Annotated in this window: 20 protein-coding genes; 3 read left to right on the plus strand and 17 right to left on the minus strand. The window is 75.0% G+C overall.

All coding sequences use genetic code 11. The annotated features are described in order from the left end of the window. Positions 1-19: 19 nt before the first annotated feature. From CRP29_RS16145 to CRP29_RS16155, 3 genes are all read left to right on the plus strand, one after another. Entirely contained in the window at positions 20-1,540 is a 1,521-nt protein-coding gene (locus CRP29_RS16145) for an HNH endonuclease signature motif containing protein (RefSeq protein ID WP_097196108.1), read from the plus strand. A 29-nt stretch (positions 1,541-1,569) separates the two neighbouring features. Continuing rightward, positions 1,570-2,226 (plus strand): cyclase family protein, encoded by a 657-nt coding sequence (locus CRP29_RS16150; protein WP_097196109.1) that lies wholly within the window; start codon positions 1,570-1,572, stop codon positions 2,224-2,226. 149 nt (positions 2,227-2,375) lie between these two features. Then, positions 2,376-3,074, plus strand: a complete 699-nt coding sequence (locus CRP29_RS16155; protein WP_097196110.1) for a hypothetical protein — start codon at positions 2,376-2,378, stop codon at positions 3,072-3,074. A 10-nt stretch (positions 3,075-3,084) separates the two neighbouring features. On the opposite strand, the gene CRP29_RS16160 is transcribed toward CRP29_RS16155, so the two are convergent. The 17 genes from CRP29_RS16160 to pyrR form a co-directional block, all read right to left on the minus strand. Then, positions 3,085-4,482: an RsmB/NOP family class I SAM-dependent RNA methyltransferase gene (locus CRP29_RS16160; RefSeq protein ID WP_097196111.1), complete on the minus strand. Its 1,398-nt coding sequence runs from the start codon at positions 4,480-4,482 to the stop codon at positions 3,085-3,087. Then, positions 4,479-5,459, minus strand: a complete 981-nt coding sequence (fmt, locus tag CRP29_RS16165) for a methionyl-tRNA formyltransferase (RefSeq protein WP_245852887.1) — start codon at positions 5,457-5,459, stop codon at positions 4,479-4,481. The genes CRP29_RS16160 and fmt overlap by 4 nt, the downstream gene beginning before the upstream one ends. Continuing rightward, on the minus strand, positions 5,408-5,941 hold the full coding sequence (def, locus tag CRP29_RS16170; RefSeq protein ID WP_097196112.1) for a peptide deformylase: 534 nt from the start codon (positions 5,939-5,941) through the stop codon (positions 5,408-5,410). The genes fmt and def overlap by 52 nt, the downstream gene beginning before the upstream one ends. 31 nt (positions 5,942-5,972) lie before the next feature. Further along, on the minus strand, positions 5,973-7,928 hold the full coding sequence (locus CRP29_RS16175; protein ID WP_097196113.1) for a primosomal protein N': 1,956 nt from the start codon (positions 7,926-7,928) through the stop codon (positions 5,973-5,975). Positions 7,929-7,984: 56 nt separating this feature from the next. Further along, on the minus strand, positions 7,985-9,181 hold the full coding sequence (gene metK / locus CRP29_RS16180) for a methionine adenosyltransferase (RefSeq protein ID WP_097196114.1): 1,197 nt from the start codon (positions 9,179-9,181) through the stop codon (positions 7,985-7,987). A gap of 141 nt (positions 9,182-9,322) precedes the next feature. Beyond that, a complete protein-coding gene (gene coaBC / locus CRP29_RS16185; RefSeq protein WP_097196115.1) occupies positions 9,323-10,540 on the minus strand; it encodes a bifunctional phosphopantothenoylcysteine decarboxylase/phosphopantothenate--cysteine ligase CoaBC in 1,218 nt (405 codons plus the stop codon). 89 nt (positions 10,541-10,629) lie between these two features. Continuing rightward, complete coding sequence (rpoZ, locus tag CRP29_RS16190; protein WP_012949163.1) at positions 10,630-10,893, minus strand: DNA-directed RNA polymerase subunit omega; 264 nt, start codon at positions 10,891-10,893, stop codon at positions 10,630-10,632. Between the two features lie 64 nt (positions 10,894-10,957). Continuing rightward, the gene (gmk, locus tag CRP29_RS16195) at positions 10,958-11,545 is read right to left on the minus strand and encodes a guanylate kinase (protein WP_097196116.1); all 588 of its coding nucleotides are present in this window, start codon (positions 11,543-11,545) and stop codon (positions 10,958-10,960) included. Between the two features lie 39 nt (positions 11,546-11,584). Further along, a complete protein-coding gene (gene mihF, locus CRP29_RS16200) occupies positions 11,585-11,911 on the minus strand; it encodes an integration host factor, actinobacterial type (protein WP_097196117.1) in 327 nt (108 codons plus the stop codon). 309 nt (positions 11,912-12,220) lie between these two features. Further along, positions 12,221-13,045: an orotidine-5'-phosphate decarboxylase gene (gene pyrF, locus CRP29_RS16205; protein ID WP_097196118.1), complete on the minus strand. Its 825-nt coding sequence runs from the start codon at positions 13,043-13,045 to the stop codon at positions 12,221-12,223. Next, positions 13,042-13,980 (minus strand): dihydroorotate dehydrogenase, encoded by a 939-nt coding sequence (locus CRP29_RS16210; protein ID WP_245852890.1) that lies wholly within the window; start codon positions 13,978-13,980, stop codon positions 13,042-13,044. Before CRP29_RS16210 ends, pyrF begins: the two co-directional genes overlap by 4 nt. After that, positions 13,977-14,876, minus strand: coding sequence for an iron-sulfur cluster-binding protein (locus CRP29_RS16215; protein ID WP_245852892.1), 900 nt, complete (start codon positions 14,874-14,876; stop codon positions 13,977-13,979). The genes CRP29_RS16210 and CRP29_RS16215 overlap by 4 nt, the downstream gene beginning before the upstream one ends. Beyond that, a complete protein-coding gene (gene carB, locus CRP29_RS16220; protein WP_097196119.1) occupies positions 14,873-18,190 on the minus strand; it encodes a carbamoyl-phosphate synthase large subunit in 3,318 nt (1,105 codons plus the stop codon). Before carB ends, CRP29_RS16215 begins: the two co-directional genes overlap by 4 nt. Then, positions 18,183-19,292, minus strand: coding sequence for a glutamine-hydrolyzing carbamoyl-phosphate synthase small subunit (gene carA, locus CRP29_RS16225; RefSeq protein ID WP_097196120.1), 1,110 nt, complete (start codon positions 19,290-19,292; stop codon positions 18,183-18,185). The genes carB and carA overlap by 8 nt, the downstream gene beginning before the upstream one ends. Further along, positions 19,289-20,578 (minus strand): dihydroorotase, encoded by a 1,290-nt coding sequence (locus CRP29_RS16230; RefSeq protein WP_097196121.1) that lies wholly within the window; start codon positions 20,576-20,578, stop codon positions 19,289-19,291. Before CRP29_RS16230 ends, carA begins: the two co-directional genes overlap by 4 nt. After that, complete coding sequence (locus CRP29_RS16235; protein WP_091986155.1) at positions 20,575-21,495, minus strand: aspartate carbamoyltransferase catalytic subunit; 921 nt, start codon at positions 21,493-21,495, stop codon at positions 20,575-20,577. The genes CRP29_RS16230 and CRP29_RS16235 overlap by 4 nt, the downstream gene beginning before the upstream one ends. Next, positions 21,492-22,112: a bifunctional pyr operon transcriptional regulator/uracil phosphoribosyltransferase PyrR gene (gene pyrR, locus CRP29_RS16240; RefSeq protein ID WP_097196122.1), complete on the minus strand. Its 621-nt coding sequence runs from the start codon at positions 22,110-22,112 to the stop codon at positions 21,492-21,494. Before pyrR ends, CRP29_RS16235 begins: the two co-directional genes overlap by 4 nt. Positions 22,113-22,236: the final 124 nt, after the last annotated feature.

The raw sequence follows: 22,236 nt of genomic DNA on the forward strand, positions 1-22,236 counted from the left end.
CCGCACTATCGTCATACGTATGTTCGATCTGGGCGGCGGCTACGGGGTGGCGGTGTCGGTCGCGCCCCTCGAGCTGTCGTCGTGGCCGGAGCAGCCGTTGCCGGAGGGGGTGACGGCGCGGCCGAGCCGGTTGGGTGACGTGCTGCCGGTGGCCGCCCGCAGTGACGCGGAGATCGCCGCGGAGCTGCAGCGGGTGGTCGCGGTCGAGTCGGCGCTGGCCGCCTACAAGGCCGAGCTGGTCATCGGGCTGGCCGCCCGGCGGCCGGACACGGCCGACCGGCAGCTGGGCGAGCCGGGGGCATCCGCGGACGGATGGCTGCCCGGTCCGGGCCAGGAGCCGGTGACGAGGGTGAGCGAGTTCTTCGCCGACGAGCTGGCAGTCGTCCTGAACTGCTCCAGGACGGCGGCGTCCCTGCTCGCCGACACCGCCTGGGTGCTCCTCGAACGGCTGCCGGCGACCTGGGCGGCGCTGGCCGACGGCGAACTGGACTGGTCCAGGGCCCGCGGGCTGGCCGCCGAGCTGAGCGACGCAGCGCACGAACTGGAACCGGCGGTGATGGCCCGGATCGAGGCCGCGGTGCTGCCGGGCGCGGCGGCGCTCTCCATCCGGACCCTGCGGGAGCGCGCGCGGGCCGAGCTGGAGCGCCTGGACGACACCGCTGCCGACCGGCGCCGGAAGCGGGCCCAGCGCGCGTCGGACGTGACGGTGACCCCTGCGCGGGACGGCATGGCCGAGCTGCGCGTCTTCCTCCCCCGGCCCCTGGCGGCGGCGATCCAGGACGCTGTCGACCGGTACGCCCGGCTGGCCAAGGCCGACGGCGACACCAGCCCGATCGGGCTGCTGCGGGTGGGCGTGCTCGGCGATCTGGTGCTGCGCCCCTGGGACGAGTCCCGGCCGCCGGTGACCGCGCACCTCACCGTGCACGCCGACCTCGCCACCCTGCGGAACTCCTGCGGCGACGCGGAGGTGGACGGGCAGCCGATCACCGCCGCCCACCTGCGCGAACTCCTCGAACAGCTCGACGCGCTGTGCCCCGGCGGCCTGCAGGCACCCGCCGGAGGCACCCTGCACCTGGCCCTCACCGACCCGGTCAGCGGCGCCCTGCGCGCGGTCCTCACCCGGGGCGAGCTCGAGCGGCTGGTGCGCCGCGGCTGCCCGCAGCACCCGGACGGCCGGTGCGGATGCCCGATCGTCGACTCGCCGGGCACGGTGGACCGCTACCGACCCACCCCGGCCCAGCGCCGCTACCTGAGTGCCCGCGACCGCACCTGCCGGCATCCCGGCTGCCGCAACTCCGTCGCGTGGGCGGACCTCGACCACGTCGTCCCGCACGCCGACGGCGGCGCGACCAGCTGCGCCAACCTCTGCTGCCTGTGCCGGAGGCACCACCGGCTCAAGACCCACGCCCCCGGCTGGCGGTTCACCATGACCGCCGACGGCGTGCTCACCGTCACCACGCCCAGCGGGATCGCCCGCACCACCCGACCACCGGGCTCCCGCATCCCGGACAGGTCCGACGACGACCCGCCGCCCTTCTGAGGTCGCCGGCGGTCGGCCATGATCCCGGCATGCGCTACGTCGACCTGAGCCATGTCGTCCGGTCCGGGATGGTCACCTACCCCGGGCTGCCCGTTCCCGAGATCGGGCTGCACCTGGCCTTCGACGACTCGCACGGCGCCTACGCGGAGGGCACCGAGTTCCAGATCGGCCGGATCTCGATGGTCGGCAACACCGGCACGTACCTGGACACCCCGGCACACCGGTTCCGGGACGGGCACGACCTCGCGGCCCTGCCGCTGGAGCGCTGCGCCGGGCTGCCCGCCGTCGTCGTGCGCGCGGCCGGGCGCGGGCACGCCCTCGACGCCTCCGTCTTCGCCGGCCTGGACGTCGCCGGCCGCGCGGTGCTCGTGCACACCGGGTGGGACGAGCACTGGGGCACCGAGCGCTACCTGGAGCCCGACCACCCGCACCTCACCGAGGACGCCTGCCGCGCCCTCGTCGACGGCGGCGCGACGCTCGTGGGCATCGACTCGGTCAACATCGACGACACCCTCGGCGGCGCCCGCCCGGCGCACACCGTGCTGCTGGGCGCCGGCATCCCGGTCGTCGAGCACCTCACCGGGCTGGCCGGACTCCCCGACATTGGCGCCGTGTTCACCGCAGTCCCGGTGGCCGCCGAGGGCCTGGCGACCTTCCCCGTCCGGGCCTTCGCGACCGTCGCCTGATCCGCGGGCCGCCGGGCTCCTCCCCCACCGGCTGTCACACGGTCGAGTGCGGAACGGGCACGGCCGCCGTCGGGGCCCTACCGTGCGTGATCGTGCGCCCCCCGCCGTCACCGTCCGATCGACGCCCGACGTGGCCGTCGGGCGATCTGATGACCGAGAGTGAGCAGCGGGCGCTGGCTCGCCCGGTCGCCTTCTCCGGCAACCGGGTCCTCGACGCCGACAGGCCCGGGGCACCGGCACCGGCGGTCGACTGGGCGGACGTGGAGCGCCGCGGCCGCCGGACGATGCTCGCCCTGCCCGCGCTGGTGATCGGCCTCGGCGCGTCCCGGGTGCTGCTGACCGGCGACTACGCCGGTCTGCACGGACCCGCGGCCCGCTGGCTGCTCGTCGCCGTCGCCGTGGGGGTGCTCGCCGTCCCGCTCGCGGCGGCCACGGTCCCCGGGCTCCGGGCCCGCCAGGACACCGCGGCACGGGTGCAGCACGCACTCCGCGCGCACGTCGATCCCGGGCCGGCCCTGCGCGCACGGGTGGATGTGCTGGCCCGGCGGTCCCTGCGCCTGCGGTGGATGGGCCGTGCGCTCCCGATCCTGCCGCTGTCGGTGCTGGTGCAGACCGACTGGGACCGGCCCTCCGCACTGCCGGCCGCGGGCGTGCTCGTCGCCGCCTACGCCGCGCTCGCCGTCTGGCACTCCCGGCAGCTCGCTGCCGCGCACCGCTGGTCGGCGGACCCGGCCGGACCGTCCCGGTTCCCCCCGCCGGTGCCGTGGTGGGAACCCTGGCTCGGCGGCCGGCGGCTGCTCGCGCTCCTGGCGGCCTACGTCCTCGTCGTCGTCCTCGTGGTCCTCTGAGCCGCCCGGCTCAGCCCGTGCGGCGGAGCAGCGCCATGAACATGGCGTCGGTGCCGTGGCGGTGCGGCCACAGCTGCCCGTAGTCCCCACGCGCCATGTCCGGGACGTCCGGGAACAGCGGCGCGACCGGCAGCACCTCCACGTCGTCCCGCGCCGCGGCGACGTCGACCACGCCGACGGTCTCCTCCGTGTGCGGCGAGCAGGTCACGTAGGCGACCACTCCCCCGACCCGGACCGAGGCCAGCGCGCTCGCCAGCAGCTCCAGCTGCAGCTCCACCAGCGGCGCGACGTCCTCGGGCGTGCGGCGCCAGCGCACCTCGGGACGGCGGCGCAGCGCGCCCAGCCCGGTGCACGGCGCGTCGAGCAGCACGCGGTCGAACGACCCGGCCTGCCACGGCGCCTCGCGGCCGTCGGCGGCGAGCACCTCGACGTCGGCCTCGTCCCACAGCGTCTGCCGGACCAGGTCGGCGCGATGCGGCGCGCGGTCGGCCGCGGTGAGCCGCACCCCGTCGGGCCGGAGCGCCGCCAGCAGGCCCGCCTTGCCACCGGGGCCGGCGCACATGTCCAGCCAGGCGGTGTCCGGGCCCTCGAGCGGCGCCCGGGCGAGCAGCAGGGCCGCCAGCTGGCTGCCCTCGTCCTGCACCGCGGCGCGGCTGTTGCGCACCGACACCAGCCGGCCGGGATCACCGCCGGACAGCCGAACAGCGAACGGCGACCACGGGCCGGGCTCCCCGCCCGACTCCTCCACCAGTTCCTCGCGGGTCAGCCGGCGGGCGACCAGGTGCACCTCGGGTGCGGCGTCGTCGGCGAGCAGCGCCGGCTCCAGCTCGGCGTCGCCGCCGAGGGCGTCCCGCCAGGCGTCCACGATCCAGCGCGGATGGTCGGTGGCCAGGGCGAGCTGCTGCTCGGCGTCGCCCCCGAGGGTGGCCAGCCAGGCCGCGCGGTCGCCGCCGGCGGCCACCTTGCGCAGCACGGCGTTGACCAGACCGGAGGCGCCGCTGCCCACGATGGACCGCGTGAGGTCGACGGTCGTGTCGACGGCGGCGTGCGACGGCACCCGCAGGTCGATCAGCTGGTAGGCCCCGAGCCGGAGCAGGTCGAGCACCCGGGGGTCGAGCTCGGCCAGCGGGCGGCTGACCAGGCCGGTCAGGATCGCGTCCAGGGTGCCGGCGGCCCGCAAGGTGCCGTAGGCGAGCTGCGTGGTGAACGCCGCGTCCCGGGTGTCCAGCTTCCGCTCGCGCAGCAGCTGGGGCAGCAGCAGGTTGGCGTAGGCGTCGCGCGAGGAGACGCCGTCCAGCACGTCGTAGGCGGTCAGCCGGGCCCCGTCCAGGGGACGGCGCTTCGTGGCCGGGTGCGGGCGCTTCCCGCGCGGCGGGCCACCGGCCGGACGCTGCGGCGGGCGGGTCACGCGTCCCCCAGCCGGTCGCCGGCGGCGAGCCGGGCGCCGCGCGCCCAGTCGCTCGCCGGGATCATCCGCTTGCCCGCGGGCTGGACGTCGCCCAGTCGCACGGCACCGGTGCCCGTGCCCACGAGGACCTCGCGGTCCACCACCGCCAGTTCACCGGGAGCCAGCGACGGCGCGTCGGCCACCGGCGTGACGGGCCCGAGCCGCAGCCGGTCCCCGCGCCACGTCGTCCAGGCGCCGGGGGCCGGCGTCACCCCGCGGACCCGCCGGTCGACGACGTGCGCCGGCAGCGACCAGTCGACCCGGGCGTCCGCAGGTTCCACCTTCGGCGCGAGGCTGATGCCCTCGGCCGGCTGCGGCCGTGCCTCCAGGGCACCGGCCGCGATGCCGTCGAGCGTCGCGACCAGGAGCTGGGCGCCGCTGACGGACAGCCGCTCCAGCAGGTCGCCGGCGGTGTCCCGCGGCCCGATGGGCTCGGTGACCGTGCCGAAGACCGGGCCGGTGTCCAGCCCCGCCTCCAGGCGGAAGGTCGCCGCCCCGGTGATCTCGTCGCCGGCCATGATCGCGTGCTGCACCGGCGCCGCACCGCGCCAGGCGGGCAGCAGCGAGAAGTGCAGGTTGACCCAGCCGTGCACCGGCAGGTCGAGGGCGGCCTGCGGGATCAGCGCCCCGTAGGCCACCACCGGGGCGCAGTCGACGGCCAGGCCGGCCAGCTGCTCGAGGAACTCCGGCTCGCGGGGTGAGCGGGGCTGCAGCACCGGGATGCCGGCGGCGTCGGCGCGCTCGGCCACCGGCGAGCGGCTGGCGGTCAGGCCGCGGCCCGACCGCGCGTCGGGGCGGCTGAGCACCGCCACGACCTCGTGGTCGGAGGCCAGCAGCGCCTCCAGCGAGGGGACGGCGGGCGCCGGCGTACCGGCGAACAGGACCTTCAGTGCGGGCTCACTTTCACGACGGGGAGGTAGGCGGGGATGCCGGCCCACTCGGCGGCCTCCAGCTCGGCGAGGGCAGCGGTGCGGGCGACCTCGTCGAGCCGGTCGACGAACAGGACGCCGTCGAGGTGGTCGGTCTCGTGCTGGATGGCACGGGCCAGCAGCTCCGAGCCCTCGATCCGCACCGGGTCGCCGTGCATGTTCCAGCCCGAGGCGACCACGTGCAGGTGCCGCCGGCAGTCGTAGCGCAGGCCCGGGATCGACAGGCAGCCCTCGGGGCCGTCCTGGATCTCCTCGCCCACGGCGGCGACGTCGGGGTTGATCAGGTGACCCACCTCGCCGTCGACGAACCAGGTGAACACGCGCAGGCCGACGCCGATCTGCGGGGCGGCCAGCCCGGCGCCGCCAGCGGCGTACATCGTCTCGGTGAGGTCGGCGACCAGCTGCCGCAGCTCGGCGTCGAAGTCGACGACCGGATCCGCGGGAGTGCGCAGGACGGGGTCGCCGAACAGCCGGATCGGGGTGACGCTCACCGGTCGATCGTAGGCGGGGTCGCGGGGCCGGTCAGACGAGGTCGAGCGGGTCGAGCTGCACCCGCACGTGCTCGGGCACCTTCTTCGCGCTGCGCACGCCCTGCACCTCGGCCAGCGCGTGCGCCAGCGCGGCGCCCGACGCCCGCGGCACGCGCACCAGGTAGCGCTCCCGCTCGCCCTCCTGCCCCGGTCGCGGCCGCTCCGGCACCGGCCCCAGCAGGTCGGCGTCCTCCGGCAGCCGGAGCGCCGCGAGGAACTCCGCCAGCGCCGCCGGGGAGCCGGCGACCGATGCCATCCGGGTCACCGGCGGGAAACCGAGCTCGCGGCGGTCGGTCAGCTCGCGGGCGGCCAGCCAGGCCGGGTCCCACCGCACCAGCGCCTGGACGACGGGATGCCCGGCGTCGGCCGCGACGACGACGTGCCCCCCGGCCGAGGCCGGGCGCACGAGCGCGGCGGCGTTCATCCAGCGCCGCAGCGTCTCCTCCCCCGCCCGCAGGTCCGCCCGGCCCAGCAGCGCCCACGAGTCGAGCAGCAGCGCAGCGCCGTAGCCGCCCTCGGCGACCGGCTCGGCACCCGGCGTCGCCACCACGAGCGAGGCACCGCCCGGCACCGTCGCCAGGACCCCCGACGTGCTGCCCGACGTGCGCATCGCCGCCCCGGGAAAGGCGCGGGCCAGCTCCTCCGCCGTCCGCGCGTCACCGATCACCGAGGCGCGCAGCTTGGTGCCGTGGCAGTGCGGGCAGTCGAAGGTGGCCGCCGGGCGGGCGCACCAGCGGCACGCCGGGATCCGCGTGCCACCCGGGCCCGGCCGCGGCGAGATGCCCAGCGGCCCGGCGCAGTGCGCGCAGCGGGCCGGCGCCCGGCAGCGCCCGCAGGCCAGCGAGGGCACGTACCCGCGGCGGGGCACCTGCACCAGCACGGGGGTGTCGGCGGCCAGCGCCTTCCGGGCCGCCTCGTGCGCCAGCGACGGCAGCCGGGCCGAGCGGGCCGCCGCGTCCCGGGCCAGCTCGAAGTCCTCGCCCAGTGCCTGCACGCGCGGCGCAGCCAGGCGCAGGACGGCGCGGTCGGCGACCAGTTCGTGCGCCCAGCCGGACTCCACCAGCAGCGCGCCCTCCGCCGTCCGGGTCGTCCCGGCGACGACGGCGGCGCAGTCGTCGAGCCACGCCCGCTGGACCAGCACGTCGCGGGCGTGCGGATAGGGCGCGCGCTCCTCGGAGTGCAGGTCGTCGCCGTCGTCCCAGATCACGACCAGGCCCAGGTCGCGGACCGGCGCGAACATCGCCGCCCGGGTGCCCAGCACCACCTGCGCCGCGCCGCGCGAAGCGGCCAGGAAGGCGCGGTAGCGCTTCTCCGGGGAGTCGTCGGCGCGCAGCACGGTGAACGAGTGCGCGGGCAGCAGCGCGGTCGCCGCGGCGGCGAGCCGGTCGAGGTCACGGCCGTCGGGGACCACGACCAGCGCACCGCGCCGTCCGGAGAGCGCTGCCCGGCACAGCTCCACCAACCGGGCGGGCCAGTCCTCGCCGGGCAGCGCCGTCCACACCGCTCGCGCGGGACGCCCCTCGGCCAGCGCGTCGAGCAGCGCCGGCCCGGCCGTGTAGCGCGCGAACCCGGCGGGGTCCGGCGGCTCGGGGAGGGCGTCCGGGGTGGGGCTCTCCCGCTTCTCGGCGGCCGACCGGCGCGGCGGCAGGGCCAGGCGCAGCACGTCGCTGGCGGTGCCGGCGTAGCGGTCGGCGACAGTGCGCACCAGCCGAGCCACCTGCGGGGTGAGCACCGGCTCGCCGGAGGGCACGTGCGACAGCGGCTGCAGGCTGCCGGTGAAGTCGGTGGTGTCCCCGAGCTCCCAGACGACGCCGTCGACCAGTCGGCCGTGGAACCGCACCCGCACCCGGCACCCGGCCTGCACCGTGTCCACGAGCTTGTCGGGGACGGCGTAGTCGAAGGGCCGGTCCAGGTGCGCCAGGGGCACGTCGACGACGACCCGGGCCACGCGCGGCAGGCGCGCGGGACCCGGGTCGTCGGGTGGAGCGGGTGCGTCCAGCGCTGTTACGCGCCCACGGCCGAGCGGAGGGCCTCGACGCGGTCAGTGCGCTCCCACGGCAGGTCGACGTCGGTGCGGCCGAAGTGGCCGTAGGCCGCGGTCGGGGCGTAGATCGGGCGCAGCAGGTCCAGGTCGCGGACGATCGCGCCGGGGCGCAGGTCGAACACGGTGCTGATCGCCTTCTCGAGCACGTCGTCGGCCACGGTGCCGGTGCCGAAGGTCTCGACGAACAGGCCCACCGGGTGCGCGGCGCCGATCGCGTAGGCGACCTGCACCTCGCAGCGCTTGGCCAGGCCGGCGGCGACGACGTTCTTGGCCACCCAGCGCATCGCGTAGGCCCCGGAGCGGTCCACCTTCGACGGGTCCTTGCCCGAGAAGGCGCCGCCGCCGTGGCGGGCCATGCCGCCGTAGGTGTCGACGATGATCTTGCGGCCGGTCAGGCCGGCGTCGCCCATGGGGCCGCCGATGACGAACTTGCCGGTCGGGTTCACCAGGAGGCGGTAGCCGTCGGTGGGCAGACCGAGGGCGGCCAGCTCCGGCTCGACGACGAGCTCCTTGATGTCGGGGGCGAGCAGCTGCTCGATCGAGATGTCCTCGGCGTGCTGCGAGGAGACCACCACGGTGTCGACGGCGACCGGGCGGTCGTCCTCGTAGACCACGGTGACCTGGGTCTTGCCGTCGGGACGCAGGTAGGGCACCGAGCCGTCCTTGCGCACGGCCGACAGGCGACGGGCCAGGCGGTGGGCCAGCGCGATCGGCAGCGGCATGAGCTCGGGGGTCTCGTCGGTGGCGTAGCCGAACATCAGGCCCTGGTCACCGGCGCCCTGGCGCTCGATCGCGTCGTCGGCCGAGCCGGTGGTGCGGGCCTCGTAGCCGGTGTCGACGCCCTGGGCGATGTCGGGCGACTGCGCGCCGATGGAGACGCTGACGCCGCAGGAGGCGCCGTCGAAGCCCTTGCGGGAGGAGTCGTAGCCGATCCGCAGGATGGTCTCGCGGACGATCTCGGCGATGTCCACGTAGCCGGCGGTGGTGACCTCACCGGCGATGTGCACCTGGCCGGTCATGATCAGCGTCTCGACGGCGACGCGGCTCTTGGGGTCCTGGGCGAGCATGGCGTCCAGGATCGAGTCGCTGATCTGGTCGGCGATCTTGTCCGGGTGCCCCTCGGTGACCGACTCGGACGTGAAGAGACGGCGTGGCATGTCGGTACTCCTGGGTCGCTGGGCACAAGACTGGTCGCTGGCGCAGAACATCGAGCCGCTCGGTACTCCGACTCGTGGGGGCACGGTACCCGGACGAGACCGGGAGTCGGTCGGCGCGGGTGGTGCTGTGGACCGGCCGGGTCAGGCCGGGGCCGTCCGGGCGGCGATCGTCGTCCAGATGCCGGCGGCGATCAGGTCCTTCGGGCCGGGCCCGATCTCCGCAGCCGGGCCGTCGGCGGCCAGGACGACGACGGTGTTGTCGGCCTTGCCGAACACCTGCCCGGCGGAGACGTCGTTGACCACGAGCAGGTCGCAGCCCTTGCGGGCCAGCTTGGCGCGGGCGTGGGTGAGCACGTCGGCATCGGCGTCCCCGGTCTCGGCGGCGAAGCCGACCACCAGCTGCCCCGGGCGGCGTTTCGTCACCAGCTCGGCGAGGACGTCGGCGTTGCGCACCAGCGGCACCGAGTCCGGCTCGCCGGCCGAGTCCTTCTTCATCTTCGCGCCGGCGACGCTGGCCGGGCGGAAGTCGGCGACCGCGGCGCTCATGACGACCACGTCCGCGTCCCGGGACTCGGCGTGCATCGCCTCGCGCAGCTCCTCGGCGGTGCCGACGGGGACCACGCGGACACCGAACGGCGCAGCGAGGTCGACGTTCGCCGCGACCAGGACCACCTCGGCGCCGCGGGCCGCCGCCACCCGGGCCAGTGCCCAGCCCTGCATGCCCGAGGAGCGGTTGCCCAGGTATCGGACCGGGTCGAGCGGCTCGCGGGTGCCGCCGGCGCTGATGACCACGCGGCGGCCGGCCAGGTCCGGTGCCAGGGCCGACGCCCCGCCCGCGAGGACGACGGCCGCCAGGGCGGCGACGTCGACCGGTTCGGGGAGGCGGCCGGGGCCGGAGTCGGGACCGGTGAGCCGGCCGACCGCGGGCGGCAGCACGATCGAACCGCGACGGCGGAGCGTGGCGACGTTGTCCTGGGTGGCGGGGTGCAGCCACATCTCGGTGTGCATCGCCGGCACGAAGACCACGGGGCAGTGCGCGGTGAGCAGCGTGGCGGTGAGCAGGTCGTCGGCCCGGCCGGCGGCGGCGCGGGCGAGCAGGTCGGCGGTGGCCGGCGCCACGACGACGAGGTCGGCCTCCTGGCCGATGCGGACGTGCGCGACCTCGGGCACGTCGGACCAGACGTCGGTGGTGACCGGGTTGCCGGACAGCGCCTCGAAGGTCGCCGCCCCGACGAAGTGCAGCGCGCCCGGGGTGGGGACGACGCGGACGTCGTGGCCCGCCTCGGTGAACGCACGCAGCAGGAGGGCCGCCTTGTACGCGGCCACGCCACCGCTGACGCCCAGCACGATCCGGCTCATGCGCTCATCCTGCCGCAGACATGACGACGCCCCCGGCCGGGACCGGGGGCGTCGTCATCAGTTCTGGGGTGGCCGGGAGGCCGGCCGGCTCAGTTCTCGCCGGCGGTGTGGGTCAGCAGACCCTCGTTGATCTCGCGGAGCGCGATCGAGAGGGGCTTCTCCTGGGGCGCGGTGTCGACCAGCGGGCCGACGTACTCCAGCAGGCCCTCGGAGAGCTGGCTGTAGTAGGCGTTGATCTGGCGCGCGCGCTTCGCGGCGAAGATGACCAGGCCGTACTTGCTGCTGGTGCGCTCGAGCAGCTCGTCGATCGGCGGGTTGGTGATGCCCTCGGGGGCAGGTGCGACTCCGGACACGGGCGGGCGTGCTCCTCATTCGACAGCGGGAGGAAGAGACCGGCGGTGCTCTTCCTCGTGGGCGCTACTCCCCCGGCACGAGTCCGGGCGAGGGCGCAGTCAGCAAGCCTACCAACTCATCGGCGGCGCGGGCCACGTCGTCGTTCACGACCACCACGTCGAACTCGCCGGCGGCGTCCAGTTCGGCCTGCGCGATGGCCAGCCGGGCCTCCTGGACGGCGGCCGGCTCCGAGCCCCGGCCGGCCAGCCGGCTGACCAGCTCCGCCCAGGACGGCGGCGCCAGGAAGACCAGCTGGGCCTCCGGGGCACGGGCCCGCACCTGGCGGGCACCCTGCAGCTCGATCTCGAGCAGCGCGGGCGAGCCGGCGGCCAGCCGCTCGCGCACGGGGGCCATCGGGGTGCCGTACCGGTTGCCGGCGTACTCGGCCCACTCCAGCAACCCGTCGGTGGCGATCAGCCGGTCGAACTCGGCCGGCTCGACGAAGTGGTAGTGCACACCGTCGACCTCACCCGGACGGGGGCGGCGAGTGGTCGCGGACACCGACACCCACACGTCGGGGTGCCTCCGCCGGACCTCGGCGACCACGGTGCCCTTGCCGACCCCGGAGGGTCCGGAGAGCACGGTCAGCCGTGCCGGTGCGTTCGATACCACTCGTCGTCCTCGTCCGGTCGTGCGTGCGCGGGACGGGGATCAGCCGGCCTGGTCGGCGCCGAACTCCGTCTCCAGCGCGCGGCGCTGGTTGGCGCCCAGACCCCGCACGCGCCGCGTCGGGGAGATCTCCAGGCGTTCCATGATCTTCGCAGCCCGCGCCTTGCCGACTCCCGGGAGGGACTCCAGGACCGCCGACACACGCATCTTGCCGATCACCTCATCGGTCTCGCCCTGCTTGAGGACGTCGCCGACCGTGGCGCCCTTGCTCTTGAGCCGCTCGCGCAGCTCGGCCCGCGCCTTGCGGGCCGCGGCGGCCTTCTCGAGTGCGGCGGCGCGCTGCTCCGGGGACAGTTCGGGAAGGGGCATGGTGCAACCCAATCGTGTTGTCGCCGGCGTCGGTGCCGGCGGTGCTGTTCGCGGATTCACAGGGGACTTTCGGCGTACGGCCCTGAGCCTCGCGATCCGCGCAGTATGGAGCAAATCCGCAGGTCACGACACCGGGCAGCGCGCCGGTCCCGGAATGGCCCGGCGCCGTTGGCACGCAGGTGGGCATCCCGTTCACCGAGCGTGATCGATGCAGGTCAACGCGGGATTCGGACGATCCCGTCCCGATTCCCTACCTGGCCGATCGGCAGGGCCGCGGAGCGGCGACACGCCGTGGTTCCGACACGCCGGTCAGGCGGTCAGCGACTCCGCCCAGCGGTGCGCCGCGGCACGCAGCCCGGCGACGTCCGGTCCGGCGGAGAGCACGTCGCGCGAGACGCTGGGCAGCACGACGGTGCCGGTGCCGAACAGCCGGCGCACGTCGCCGGCCGAGCCGCCCTGGGCGCCGAGGCCGGGTGCGAGCACCGGCCCGCCGAGGCCGGCGAGATCGACGTCGAGCTCGTCCAGGGTCGCCCCGACGACGAGACCGAACGAGCCGCCCGGGGTCTCCGCGTTCCAGCCGCGGACGGTGTCGACGACCCGCTGCGCCACCGACGGCGTCCCGACCAGCTGCAGGGAGCCCGCGTCGGGGTTGGAGGTGCGGGCGAGGACGAACAGCCCACCGCCGTGCTCCCGGGCGGTCGCGACCGCCGGCTCCAGCGAGCCGGCACCGAGGTAGGGGCTGACGGTCATCGCGTCGACGGCCAGCGGGTGCTCGGGGCGCAGGTAGTCGGCGTAGGCCGCCATCGTCGAGCCGATGTCGCCGCGCTTGGCATCGAGCAGCACCAGCGCTCCGGCGGCCCGCGCCCGGGCGACGCCGTCCTCCAGGACCGCCAGGCCCTTCGAGCCGTGCCGCTCGTAGAAGGCCAGCTGCGGTTTGAGGACGGCGACCGAGCCGGCCAGCGCGTCGACCACGGTGTCGGTGAACCGGGCCAGCCCGTCGGGGCTGTCCGGCAGGCCCCACTTCTCCAGCAGGGGTGCGTGCGGGTCGATGCCCACACACAGCGGGCCGCGGGCGGCGATCGTCGCGGTGAGCCGTTCGCCGAACGTCTGCGTCTGCTGCGCGTGCCGGGTCATCGGTGTGCGTACCCCACTGCCTCGCGCAGGCTGGCGAACCCGCGCGTCTCGAGTGCGGCGGCCAGCTCCGCGTGGATGCGGCCGAGTGCGGAGGGGTCGTTGAAGACCGCGGTGCCGACGGAGACCGCGGACGCCCCGGCGAGCACGAACTGCAGCGCGTCCAGCCCGCTGCGGATGCCACCCATGCCGAGGATGGGCACCTCGGGCAGTGCCGCGTGCACCTGCCACACGCAGCGCAGCGCGACCGGCCGGATCGCGGGGCCGGAGAGGCCACCGGTGATCCCGCCGAGCAGTGGCTTCATGGTGTCCGGGTCGATGACCAGGCCCAGCAGGGTGTTGATCATCGACAGGCCGTCCGCGCCGGCGTCGACCACCGCCCGGGCCACGGACACGATGTCGGTGACGTCGGGGCTGAGCTTGGCGTAGATCGGCTGAGCCGGGTCCGCGGCGGCGCGCACGGCGGCCACGACGTCGGAGGCGGCCACCGGGTCGCAGGCGAAGACCTCGCCGCGGCTCTCCACGTTCGGGCAGCTGATGTTCACCTCGAGCCCGGCGACGCCGGGGACCCCGCGCAGCCGGGTGGCCAGCTCGGCGAAGTCCTCGACGCGGACGCCGGCGATCGAGACGAACGCCCGCGCGCCGCGCTCGGCCAGCCACGGCAGCTCGCCGTCGAGCAGCCCGTCGATGCCGGGGCCCTGCAGGCCGATCGAGTTGAGCATCCCGCTCGGCGTCTCGGCCATCCGCGGCGTCGGGCGCCCGGAGCGCGGCCGCAGCTGCACCGACTTGGTCACCACCGCGCCGATGGCGGTCAGGTCCACGAACGGCTCGAGCTCCCGGCCGAACGCCGAGCACCCCGAGGCGGTCAGCACCGGGCTCGGGATCGGCACCGCGCCCAGCGCGGTCGACATGTCGACGGCGGTCTCCACGGCTGTCACGGGCGGGTCACTCCCATCGCATCGGCGCCGACGACGTCCCAGGGCAGCGTGCCGACGTCGTCGAACCGCACGCGGTCCCCGCCGAAGACCGGGCCCTCGGTGCACGAGCGGGACAGGCGGGTGAGCCCGTCGGACCCCACGACCGGCAGCACGCAGGTCATGCAGACCCCGATGCCGCAGGCCATCGACTCCTCGACGGCGACGTAGGAGGGGACGCCCAGGGCGGTGGCTGCGTCGGCGACGGCCTGCAGCATGCGCATCGGGCCGCAGGCGTAGACCACCCCGCAGCCGGGCAGCAGCTCGTCGACGGCGAGGGTGACCAGGCCGCGGCGACCGGAGCTGCCGTCGTCCGTGGTGACCGCCAGGGTGTCGGCGAGCTCGGTCAGCTCCTGCACCGAGCACAGCCGGTCCGCGGACGCGGCACCGGCGACGGCGGCGACCTCGTGCCCGGCCTCCTTCAGCTGCGCGGCCAGGCCGACCAGGGCCGCGGCGCCGTAGCCGCCGCCCACCAGCAGCGCGCGGGCACCCGCCGGGGGCGCCGGGAACGGCCGGCCGAGCGGCCCGACGACGTCGACGGTGTCCCCGGGACGACGCTGGGTGAGCCAGGTCGACCCGGGCCCGGCGGCGGAGACGACCACGGTCACCACGCCGTCCGCGGCGGTGCTGATCGCGATCGAGCGGCGCAGCAGCAGCCCGGAGGTCTCCCCGCCGACGGCGAAGGCGACGAACTGCCCAGGCTGGGCCCGCTCGGCGATCTCCGGGGCGGCCAGCCGCAGCTCCACGTAGGCGTCGACCGGGCGGGCGCCGACCACCTCGACGGTGCGCTGCACCGGCGGGGCGTCGGCGACCGGCGCCGGCGTCGTCAGGGCCGTCGTCCTCGGGTGCGGGGCCGTCACGCGGGCGCCCCCGCCGCGGCGGCGACGCCGGCGGCGAGCGCGGCGTGCACCTCCTGCAGGCTGCGGACGCCGATCCCGCCCTGGCGCAGCGCCTCGATGCCCTGCACCGCGGCCCCCAGCCCCTGCACCGTGGTGATGCACGGGATGCCGGCGGAGACGGCTGCGGTGCGGATCTCGTAGCCGTCCAGCCGCGGGCCGCTGTTGCCCGGCGCCCCGAACGGCGTGTTCACGACCATGTCGACGTCCCCGGCCAGGATCGCCTCGACCACGTTGCCCGGCCCCTCGCTGAACTTGCCGACCACCTCGGCGGTCACGCCGTTGCGGCGGAGGACCTGCGCGGTGCCGGCGGTGGCGAGGATGCGGAAGCCGAGGTCGGCCAGCCGCTTGACCGGGAAGATCGCGCCCCGCTTGTCCCGGTTGGCCAGCGAGACGAAGACGGTGCCCTCCGTCGGCAGCGAGCCGTAGGCGGCCGCCTGCGACTTGGCGAAGGCGGTGCCGAAGTCGGTGTCCAGCCCCATGACCTCGCCGGTGGACTTCATCTCCGGGGAGAGCAGGGTGTCGACGCCGTGGCCCTCGAGGTCGCGGAACCGGTGGAAGGGCAGGACGGCCTCCTTCACCGAGATCGGCGCCCCCTCGGGCAGGTCGGTGCCGTCCCCGGTGGCGGGCAGGACCCCGGCCGCGCGCAGCCCGGCGACGGTCTCCCCCACCGCGATCCGCGCCGCGGCCTTCGCCAGCTGCACCGCCGTCGCCTTGGAGACGAACGGCACCGTGCGGCTGGCCCGGGGGTTGGCCTCGATGACGTAGAGGATGTCGTCCTTGATCGCGTACTGGACGTTCATCAGCCCGCGCACGCCGATCCGCTCGGCCAGCTTCTCGGTCGCGGCGCGGATCTTGAGCAGGTCCGCCGTCCCGAGCGTGATGGGCGGCAGGGCGCACGCCGAGTCGCCGGAGTGGATGCCGGCCTCCTCGATGTGCTCCATGACGCCACCGAGGTAGAGGTCGGTCCCGTCGTAGAGCGCGTCGACGTCGATCTCGACGGCGTCCTCGAGGAACCGGTCGACCAGCACCGGGTGGTCGACGCTGACGTCGGTCGCCTTGGCGATGTAGGCCTCGAGCGTGGCGTCGTCGTAGACGATCTCCATGCCGCGGCCGCCGAGCACGTAGGAGGGCCGGACCAGCACCGGGTAGCCGATGTCGGCGGCGATGGCGCGGGCCTCCGGGTACGTGGTGGCCATCCCGTGCTTGGGGGCCAGCAGGCCGGTGTCGGACAGCACCCGGCTGAACGCCCCGCGGTCCTCGGCGTCGTCGATCGCCTCGGGCGAGGTGCCCAGCACCGGGACGCCGGCGTCCTTGAGCCGCTGGGCCAGGCCCAGCGGCGTCTGCCCGCCCAGGGTGCAGATGACCCCGGCGACCGGGCCGGCGGCGCGCTCGGCCTCGACCACCTCGAGGACGTCCTCGAAGGTCAGCGGCTCGAAGTACAGCCGGTCGGCGGTGTCGTAGTCGGTGGAGACGGTCTCGGGGTTGCAGTTGACCATCACCGCCTCGTAGCCGGCGTCCTGCAGCGCCATGACCGCGTGCACGCAGGAGTAGTCGAACTCGATCCCCTGCCCGATCCGGTTCGGCCCGGAGCCCAGGATCAGCACCGCCGGCTTCTCGCGCGGCTCGACCTCGGTCTCCTCGTCGTAGGAGGAGTAGTGGTACGGCGTGCGGGCGGCGAACTCGCCACCGCAGGTGTCGACGGTCTTGTAGACCGGCCGGATGCCCTGGCGCCAGCGCAGCGACCGGACGCCGTCCTCACCGGCGAGCTCGGGGCGCAGCGCGGCGATCTGCCGGTCGGAGAGACCGAAGCGCTTGGCCCGGCGGAGCACCTCCGGCGTGAGGGACGGCGCGTCGCGGACCTCGTCGGCGACCTCGCGGACCAGCGCGATCTGGTCGACGAACCACGGGTCGAAACCACTGGCCTCGGCGACCTGCTCGACGGTCGCCCCGGCGGCGAGCGCGGCCTCGGCGACGTAGAGCCGGCCGTCGACCGGCACGCGGAGGACGTCGAGCAGCTCCTCGGCCGACCGGGTCTCCTCCGGCCCCGTCCAGAAGCCGGCCACCTTCGTCTCCGTCGAGCGCATCGCCTTGCCGAGCGCCTCGGCGAAGTTGCGGCCCATCGACATGACCTCGCCGACGCTCTTCATCGTCGTCGTCAGGCGGGGGTCGGCGCCGGGGAACTTCTCGAAGGCGAACCGCGGGATCTTGACGACGACGTAGTCCAGCGTCGGCTCGAACGCCGCCGGGGTGACGCCGGTGATGTCGTTGGTGATCTCGTCGAGGGTGTAGCCGATCGCGAGCTTGGCGGCGATCTTGGCGATCGGGAAGCCGGTGGCCTTCGACGCCAGCGCGCTGGACCGGGAGACCCGCGGGTTCATCTCGATGACGACCAGCCGGCCGTCGGCCGGGTTGACGGCGAACTGGATGTTGCAGCCGCCGGTGTCCACGCCGACCTCGCGCAGCACGGCGATGCCGACGTCGCGCATCTTCTGGTACTCGACGTCGGTGAGCGTCATCGCCGGGGCGACGGTCACCGAGTCACCGGTGTGCACGCCCATCGCGTCGATGTTCTCGATCGAGCAGATGACCACCACGTTGTCGCTGCGGTCGCGCATCAGCTCGAGCTCGTACTCCTTCCAGCCCAGCACCGACTCCTCGATGAGGACGGTGTGCACCGGGGAGTCGGCCAGGCCGTGGGAGGCCATGCGGCGCAGCATCGCCTCGTCGGTGGCGAAGCCCGAGCCCAGCCCGCCCATGGTGAAGCTGGGCCGGATGACGACCGGGTAGCCGACCTCCTCGGCGGTGGCGATGGCCTCTTCGACCGTCGAGCACACCGTCGAGCGGGGCGCGTCGGCGCCGATCGACCGCACGATGTCCTTGAACAGCTGCCGGTCCTCGCCGCGGTTGATCGCGTCGACGTCGGCGCCGATGAGCTGGACGCCGTACTTCTCCAGGACGCCGTTCTCGTACAGGCCGATCGCGATGTTGAGCGCGGTCTGCCCGCCGAGGGTGGCCAGCAGCGCGTCGGGGCGCTCCTTGGCGATGACCTTCTCGACGAACTCCGGGGTCAGCGGCTCGATGTAGGTGGCGTCGGCGACCTCGGGGTCGGTCATGATCGTCGCCGGGTTGCTGTTGACCAGGCTGACCCGCAGCCCCTCGGCGCGCAGCACGCGGCAGGCCTGGGTGCCGGAGTAGTCGAACTCCGCGGCCTGGCCGATGAGGATCGGCCCGGAGCCGATGACCAGGACGTGCTTCAGATCGGTCCGCTTAGGCACTGTGGTTGCCCTCCATGAGGTCGACGAACCGCTGGAAGAGCGGAGCGGCGTCGTGCGGGCCGGCCGCCGACTCCGGGTGGAACTGCACGCTGAAGGCCGGCGTCTCGAGCAGCCGGAGCCCCTCGACCACGTCGTCGTTGAGCCCGACGTGGCTGACCTCGACCGGCCCGTACGGGGTGTCGGTTGGCCGGTCGAGCGCGGCGTCCACGGCGAAGCCGTGGTTGTGGCTGGTCACCCGCACCGTGTTGCTCACCCGGTCCAGCACCGGCTGGTTGAGCCCGCGGTGGCCGAAGCGCAGCTTGTAGGTGCCAAGGCCCAGGGCCCGGCCCAGGATCTGGTTGCCGAAGCAGATGCCGAACAGCGGGCGGCGGGCGTCGAGCACGCCCCGCACCGCGGCGACGGCGTAGTCGGCGGCGGCCGGGTCGCCCGGGCCGTTGGAGAGGAAGACCCCGTCCGGGCCGGCGGCCAGCAGCTCCTCGGCGGTGGCCGTCGAGGGCAGCACGTGGGTCTCGACGCCGAGGGCGGCCAGGTGCCGCGGGGTGGCGGTCTTGATGCCGAGGTCGAGGGCGGCGATGGTGAACCGCTTCTCCCCCACCGCCGGGACGACGTAGGCCGCCGCGGTGCTCACCGTCGGCGCGAGGTCGGCGCCGGCCATGCGCTCGCTCGCGGTGACGCGGGCGAGCAGCTCGTCGCGCCCGATCTCCGTGCTGATGCCGGCGCGCATGGCGCCGCGGTCGCGCAGGTGGCGGGTCAGCGCGCGGGTGTCGATGCCGCTGATGCCCACGATGCCCTGGGCGACGAGCCGGTCGTCGAGGCTGCCGGTGGCCCGCCAGTTCGACGTGCGGCGCGCCGGGTCGCGCACGACGAAGCCGGCCGGCCACATGCGGCGGCTCTCGTCGTCCTCGCCGTTCACGCCGGTGTTGCCGATGTGCGGGGCCGTCATGGCCACGATCTGGCCGGCGTAGCTGGGGTCGGTCAGCGTCTCCTGGTAGCCGGTCATGCCGGTGGCGAACACCGCCTCGCCGAGCGTCGTCCCGACCGCGCCGTAGGCCTCGCCCCGGAACGTCCTGCCGTCCTCGAGCACGAGGATCGCGTCACTCACTTCTGTGCCTTTCCGTCGAGCACGGTCGGGACGCCCCGGAGGAACGTCGCGACCACCCGGCCGGGGAGCTCCCGGCCGGCATAGGGGCTGTTGCGGCTGCGGCTGGCCAGCGCCGCGGGGTCCACCGAGGCGCGGGCCGTCGCGTCCACGAGCACCAGGTTGGCCGGCTCGCCGGGGGCGAGCGGACGGCCGTGGTCGGCGAGGCGGCCGATCGCGGCCGGACGGACCGACATGCGGTCGGCGACGCCGGCCCAGTCCAGGCGCCCGGGCTCGACCATCGTCTCGATGACCACCGAGAGCGCCTGCTCCAGCCCGAGCATCCCGGGCCGGGCCTGCGCCCACTCGCTCTCCTTGTCCTCCACCGCGTGCGGGGCGTGGTCGGTGCCGACGACGTCGATCGTGCCGTCGGCCAGCCCCGCCCGCAGCGCTTCGACATCGGCGTCGGTGCGCAGCGGCGGGTTGACCTTGAAGACCGGGTCGTAGCTCTCCGCGCAGGCGTCGGTGAGGAGCAGGTGGTGCGGGGTGACCTCCGCGGTGACCTGCACGCCGCGGGACTTCGCCCAGCGCAGGATCTCCACCGAGCCCGCCGTCGAGACGTGGCAGACGTGCAGCCGCGCGCCGACGTGCTCGGCGAGCAGCACGTCGCGGGCGATGATCGCCTCCTCCGCGGCGGCCGGCCAGCCGGTCAGGCCGAGCGACGCCGAGCGGTCGCCCTCGTGCATCTGGGCGCCGACGGTGAGCCGCGGCTCCTCGGCGTGCTGGGCGACGACGCCGTCGAAGGCCTTCACGTACTCCAGCGCGCGGCGCATGAGGGCGGGGTCGGCGACGCAGTGCCCGTCGTCGGAGAAGACCCGGACCCGGGCGGCGGAATCGGCCATCGCGCCGAGCTCGGCCAGCCGCTCGCCCTTCAGGCCGACGGTCACCGCGCCCACCGGGACGACGTCGACCAGCCCTGCCTCCTGGCCCAGGCGCCAGACCTGCTCGACGACACCGGCGGTGTCGGCCACCGGGTCGGTGTTGGCCATCGCGTGCACGGCGGTGAACCCGCCGAGCGCGGCGGCGCGGCTGCCCGTCTCGACGGTCTCGGCGTCCTCCCGGCCGGGCTCGCGCAGGTGGGTGTGCAGGTCGACCAGCCCGGGCAGCGCGATCAGGCCGGCCGCCTCGACCACCTCGGCGCCGGTCGCGGCGAGGGAGTCGCCGATCGCGGCGATCCGGCCGTCCTTCAGCAGGATGTCGACGGGGTCGCCGCCCAGCGGACGCGCCCCCTTGATCAGGTACGCGTTCACTGAGGAGAACCTCCGAGCAGCAGGTACAGGACGGCCATGCGGGTCGAGACGCCGTTGGCGACCTGCTCGACGATGGTGGAGCGGGCGGAGTCGGCCACCTCGGCGGCGATCTCCATGCCGCGGTTCATCGGGCCGGGGTGCATCACGATCGCGTCGTCGTGCAGCGCGCCCATCCGGCGGGCGTCCAGGCCGTAGCGGCGGCTGTACTCGCGGGCGCTGGGGAAGAACGAGGCGTTCATCCGCTCGGCCTGCACGCGCAGCATCATCACCACGTCGACCTTCGGCAGCACGGCGTCCAGGTCGTAGGAGACCTCGGCCGGCCAGCTGCCCACGCCGACCGGCAGCAGCGTCGGCGGCGCGACCAGCGTGACCTCGGCGCCCAGGGTGTGCAGCAGGCCGACGTTGGAGCGGGCGACCCGGCTGTGCAGCACGTCGCCGACGACCGCCACCCGCACGCCCTCGAGCCGGCCCAGCCGCTGCCGGATCGTGTACGCGTCGAGCAGCGCCTGCGTGGGGTGCTCGTGGGTGCCGTCGCCGGCGTTGACCACGCTGCCGCGCACCCAGTGCGCCAGCCGGTGCGGCGCACCCGAGGCCCAGTGCCGGACGACGACGGCGTCGGCGCCCATGGCCTCCAGCGTCAGCGCGGTGTCCTTGAGGCTCTCGCCCTTGGAGACGCTGCTGCCCTTCGCCGAGAAGTTGATGACGTCGGCGGAGAGCCGCTTGGCGGCGAGCTCGAAGGAGATTCGGGTGCGGGTGGAGTCCTCGTAGAACAGGTTGACCACCGTGCGGCCGCGCAGCGTCGGGAGCTTCTTGACCTCGCGGCCGGCCAGCGCCTGGTCGATCTGCGCCGCGGTGTCGAGCACCAGCGTCGCGTCGTCGCGGTCGAGGTCGGCGGCCTCCAGCAGGTGCCGCTTCACTGCACGCCCCCGTCGGTCACGAGCACCTCGTCGACGCCGTCGATCTCCTCGAGCCGCACCGACACCTTCTGGCTGCGCGCGGTGGGCAGGTTCTTGCCGACCAGGTCGGCACGGATCGGCAGCTCCCGGTGGCCGCGGTCGACGAGGACCGCCAGCTGCACGGCCCGGGGCCGGCCCAGGTCGCGCAGGGCATCCAGCGCCGCGCGCACGGACCGGCCGGAGTAGAGGACGTCGTCGACGAGGACCACGAGCCGGTCGTCGATGCCGCCGTCGGGCAGCACCGTCGGCTCCAGGGCGCGGACGCCGCGGCGGCGCAGGTCGTCGCGGTAGAGCGTGATGTCGACGGTGCCGACGTCGACCGCGACACCGGAGAACGCCTCGATGCGGGCGGCCAGGCGGCGGGCCAGCGGGGCGCCGCGCGTGGGGATGCCGACGAGGACCAGGCCGGAGAGGCCGGTGGGGTCGTCGTCCGGCGCATCCGCGGCGGCCCGCTCGATGAGCTGGTGGGCCATCCGGTCGACCATGCGGGCGACGTCGGCGGCGGAGAGGAGAGCTCCTGCCGACGGGTCGCCGACCGACGGCGCCCCGTTCCGGGCAGGCTGGGTCGAGCTGGCCATCAGGCCTCCTTCCCCGCCTCACTGGACGGGTCGTTAAAGGAGTGGGTGGACCTGCCCCGACGGTACTGCACCGGCCCGGGCGCCCCCGCGCCGGTGCGGAGCCGCAGGTGGGGCGCCCGGAGTT

Origin of the sequence: Blastococcus aggregatus (assembly GCF_900221005.1) — a bacterium.
In the GTDB taxonomy this organism is placed as follows: domain Bacteria; phylum Actinomycetota; class Actinomycetes; order Mycobacteriales; family Geodermatophilaceae; genus Blastococcus; species Blastococcus aggregatus.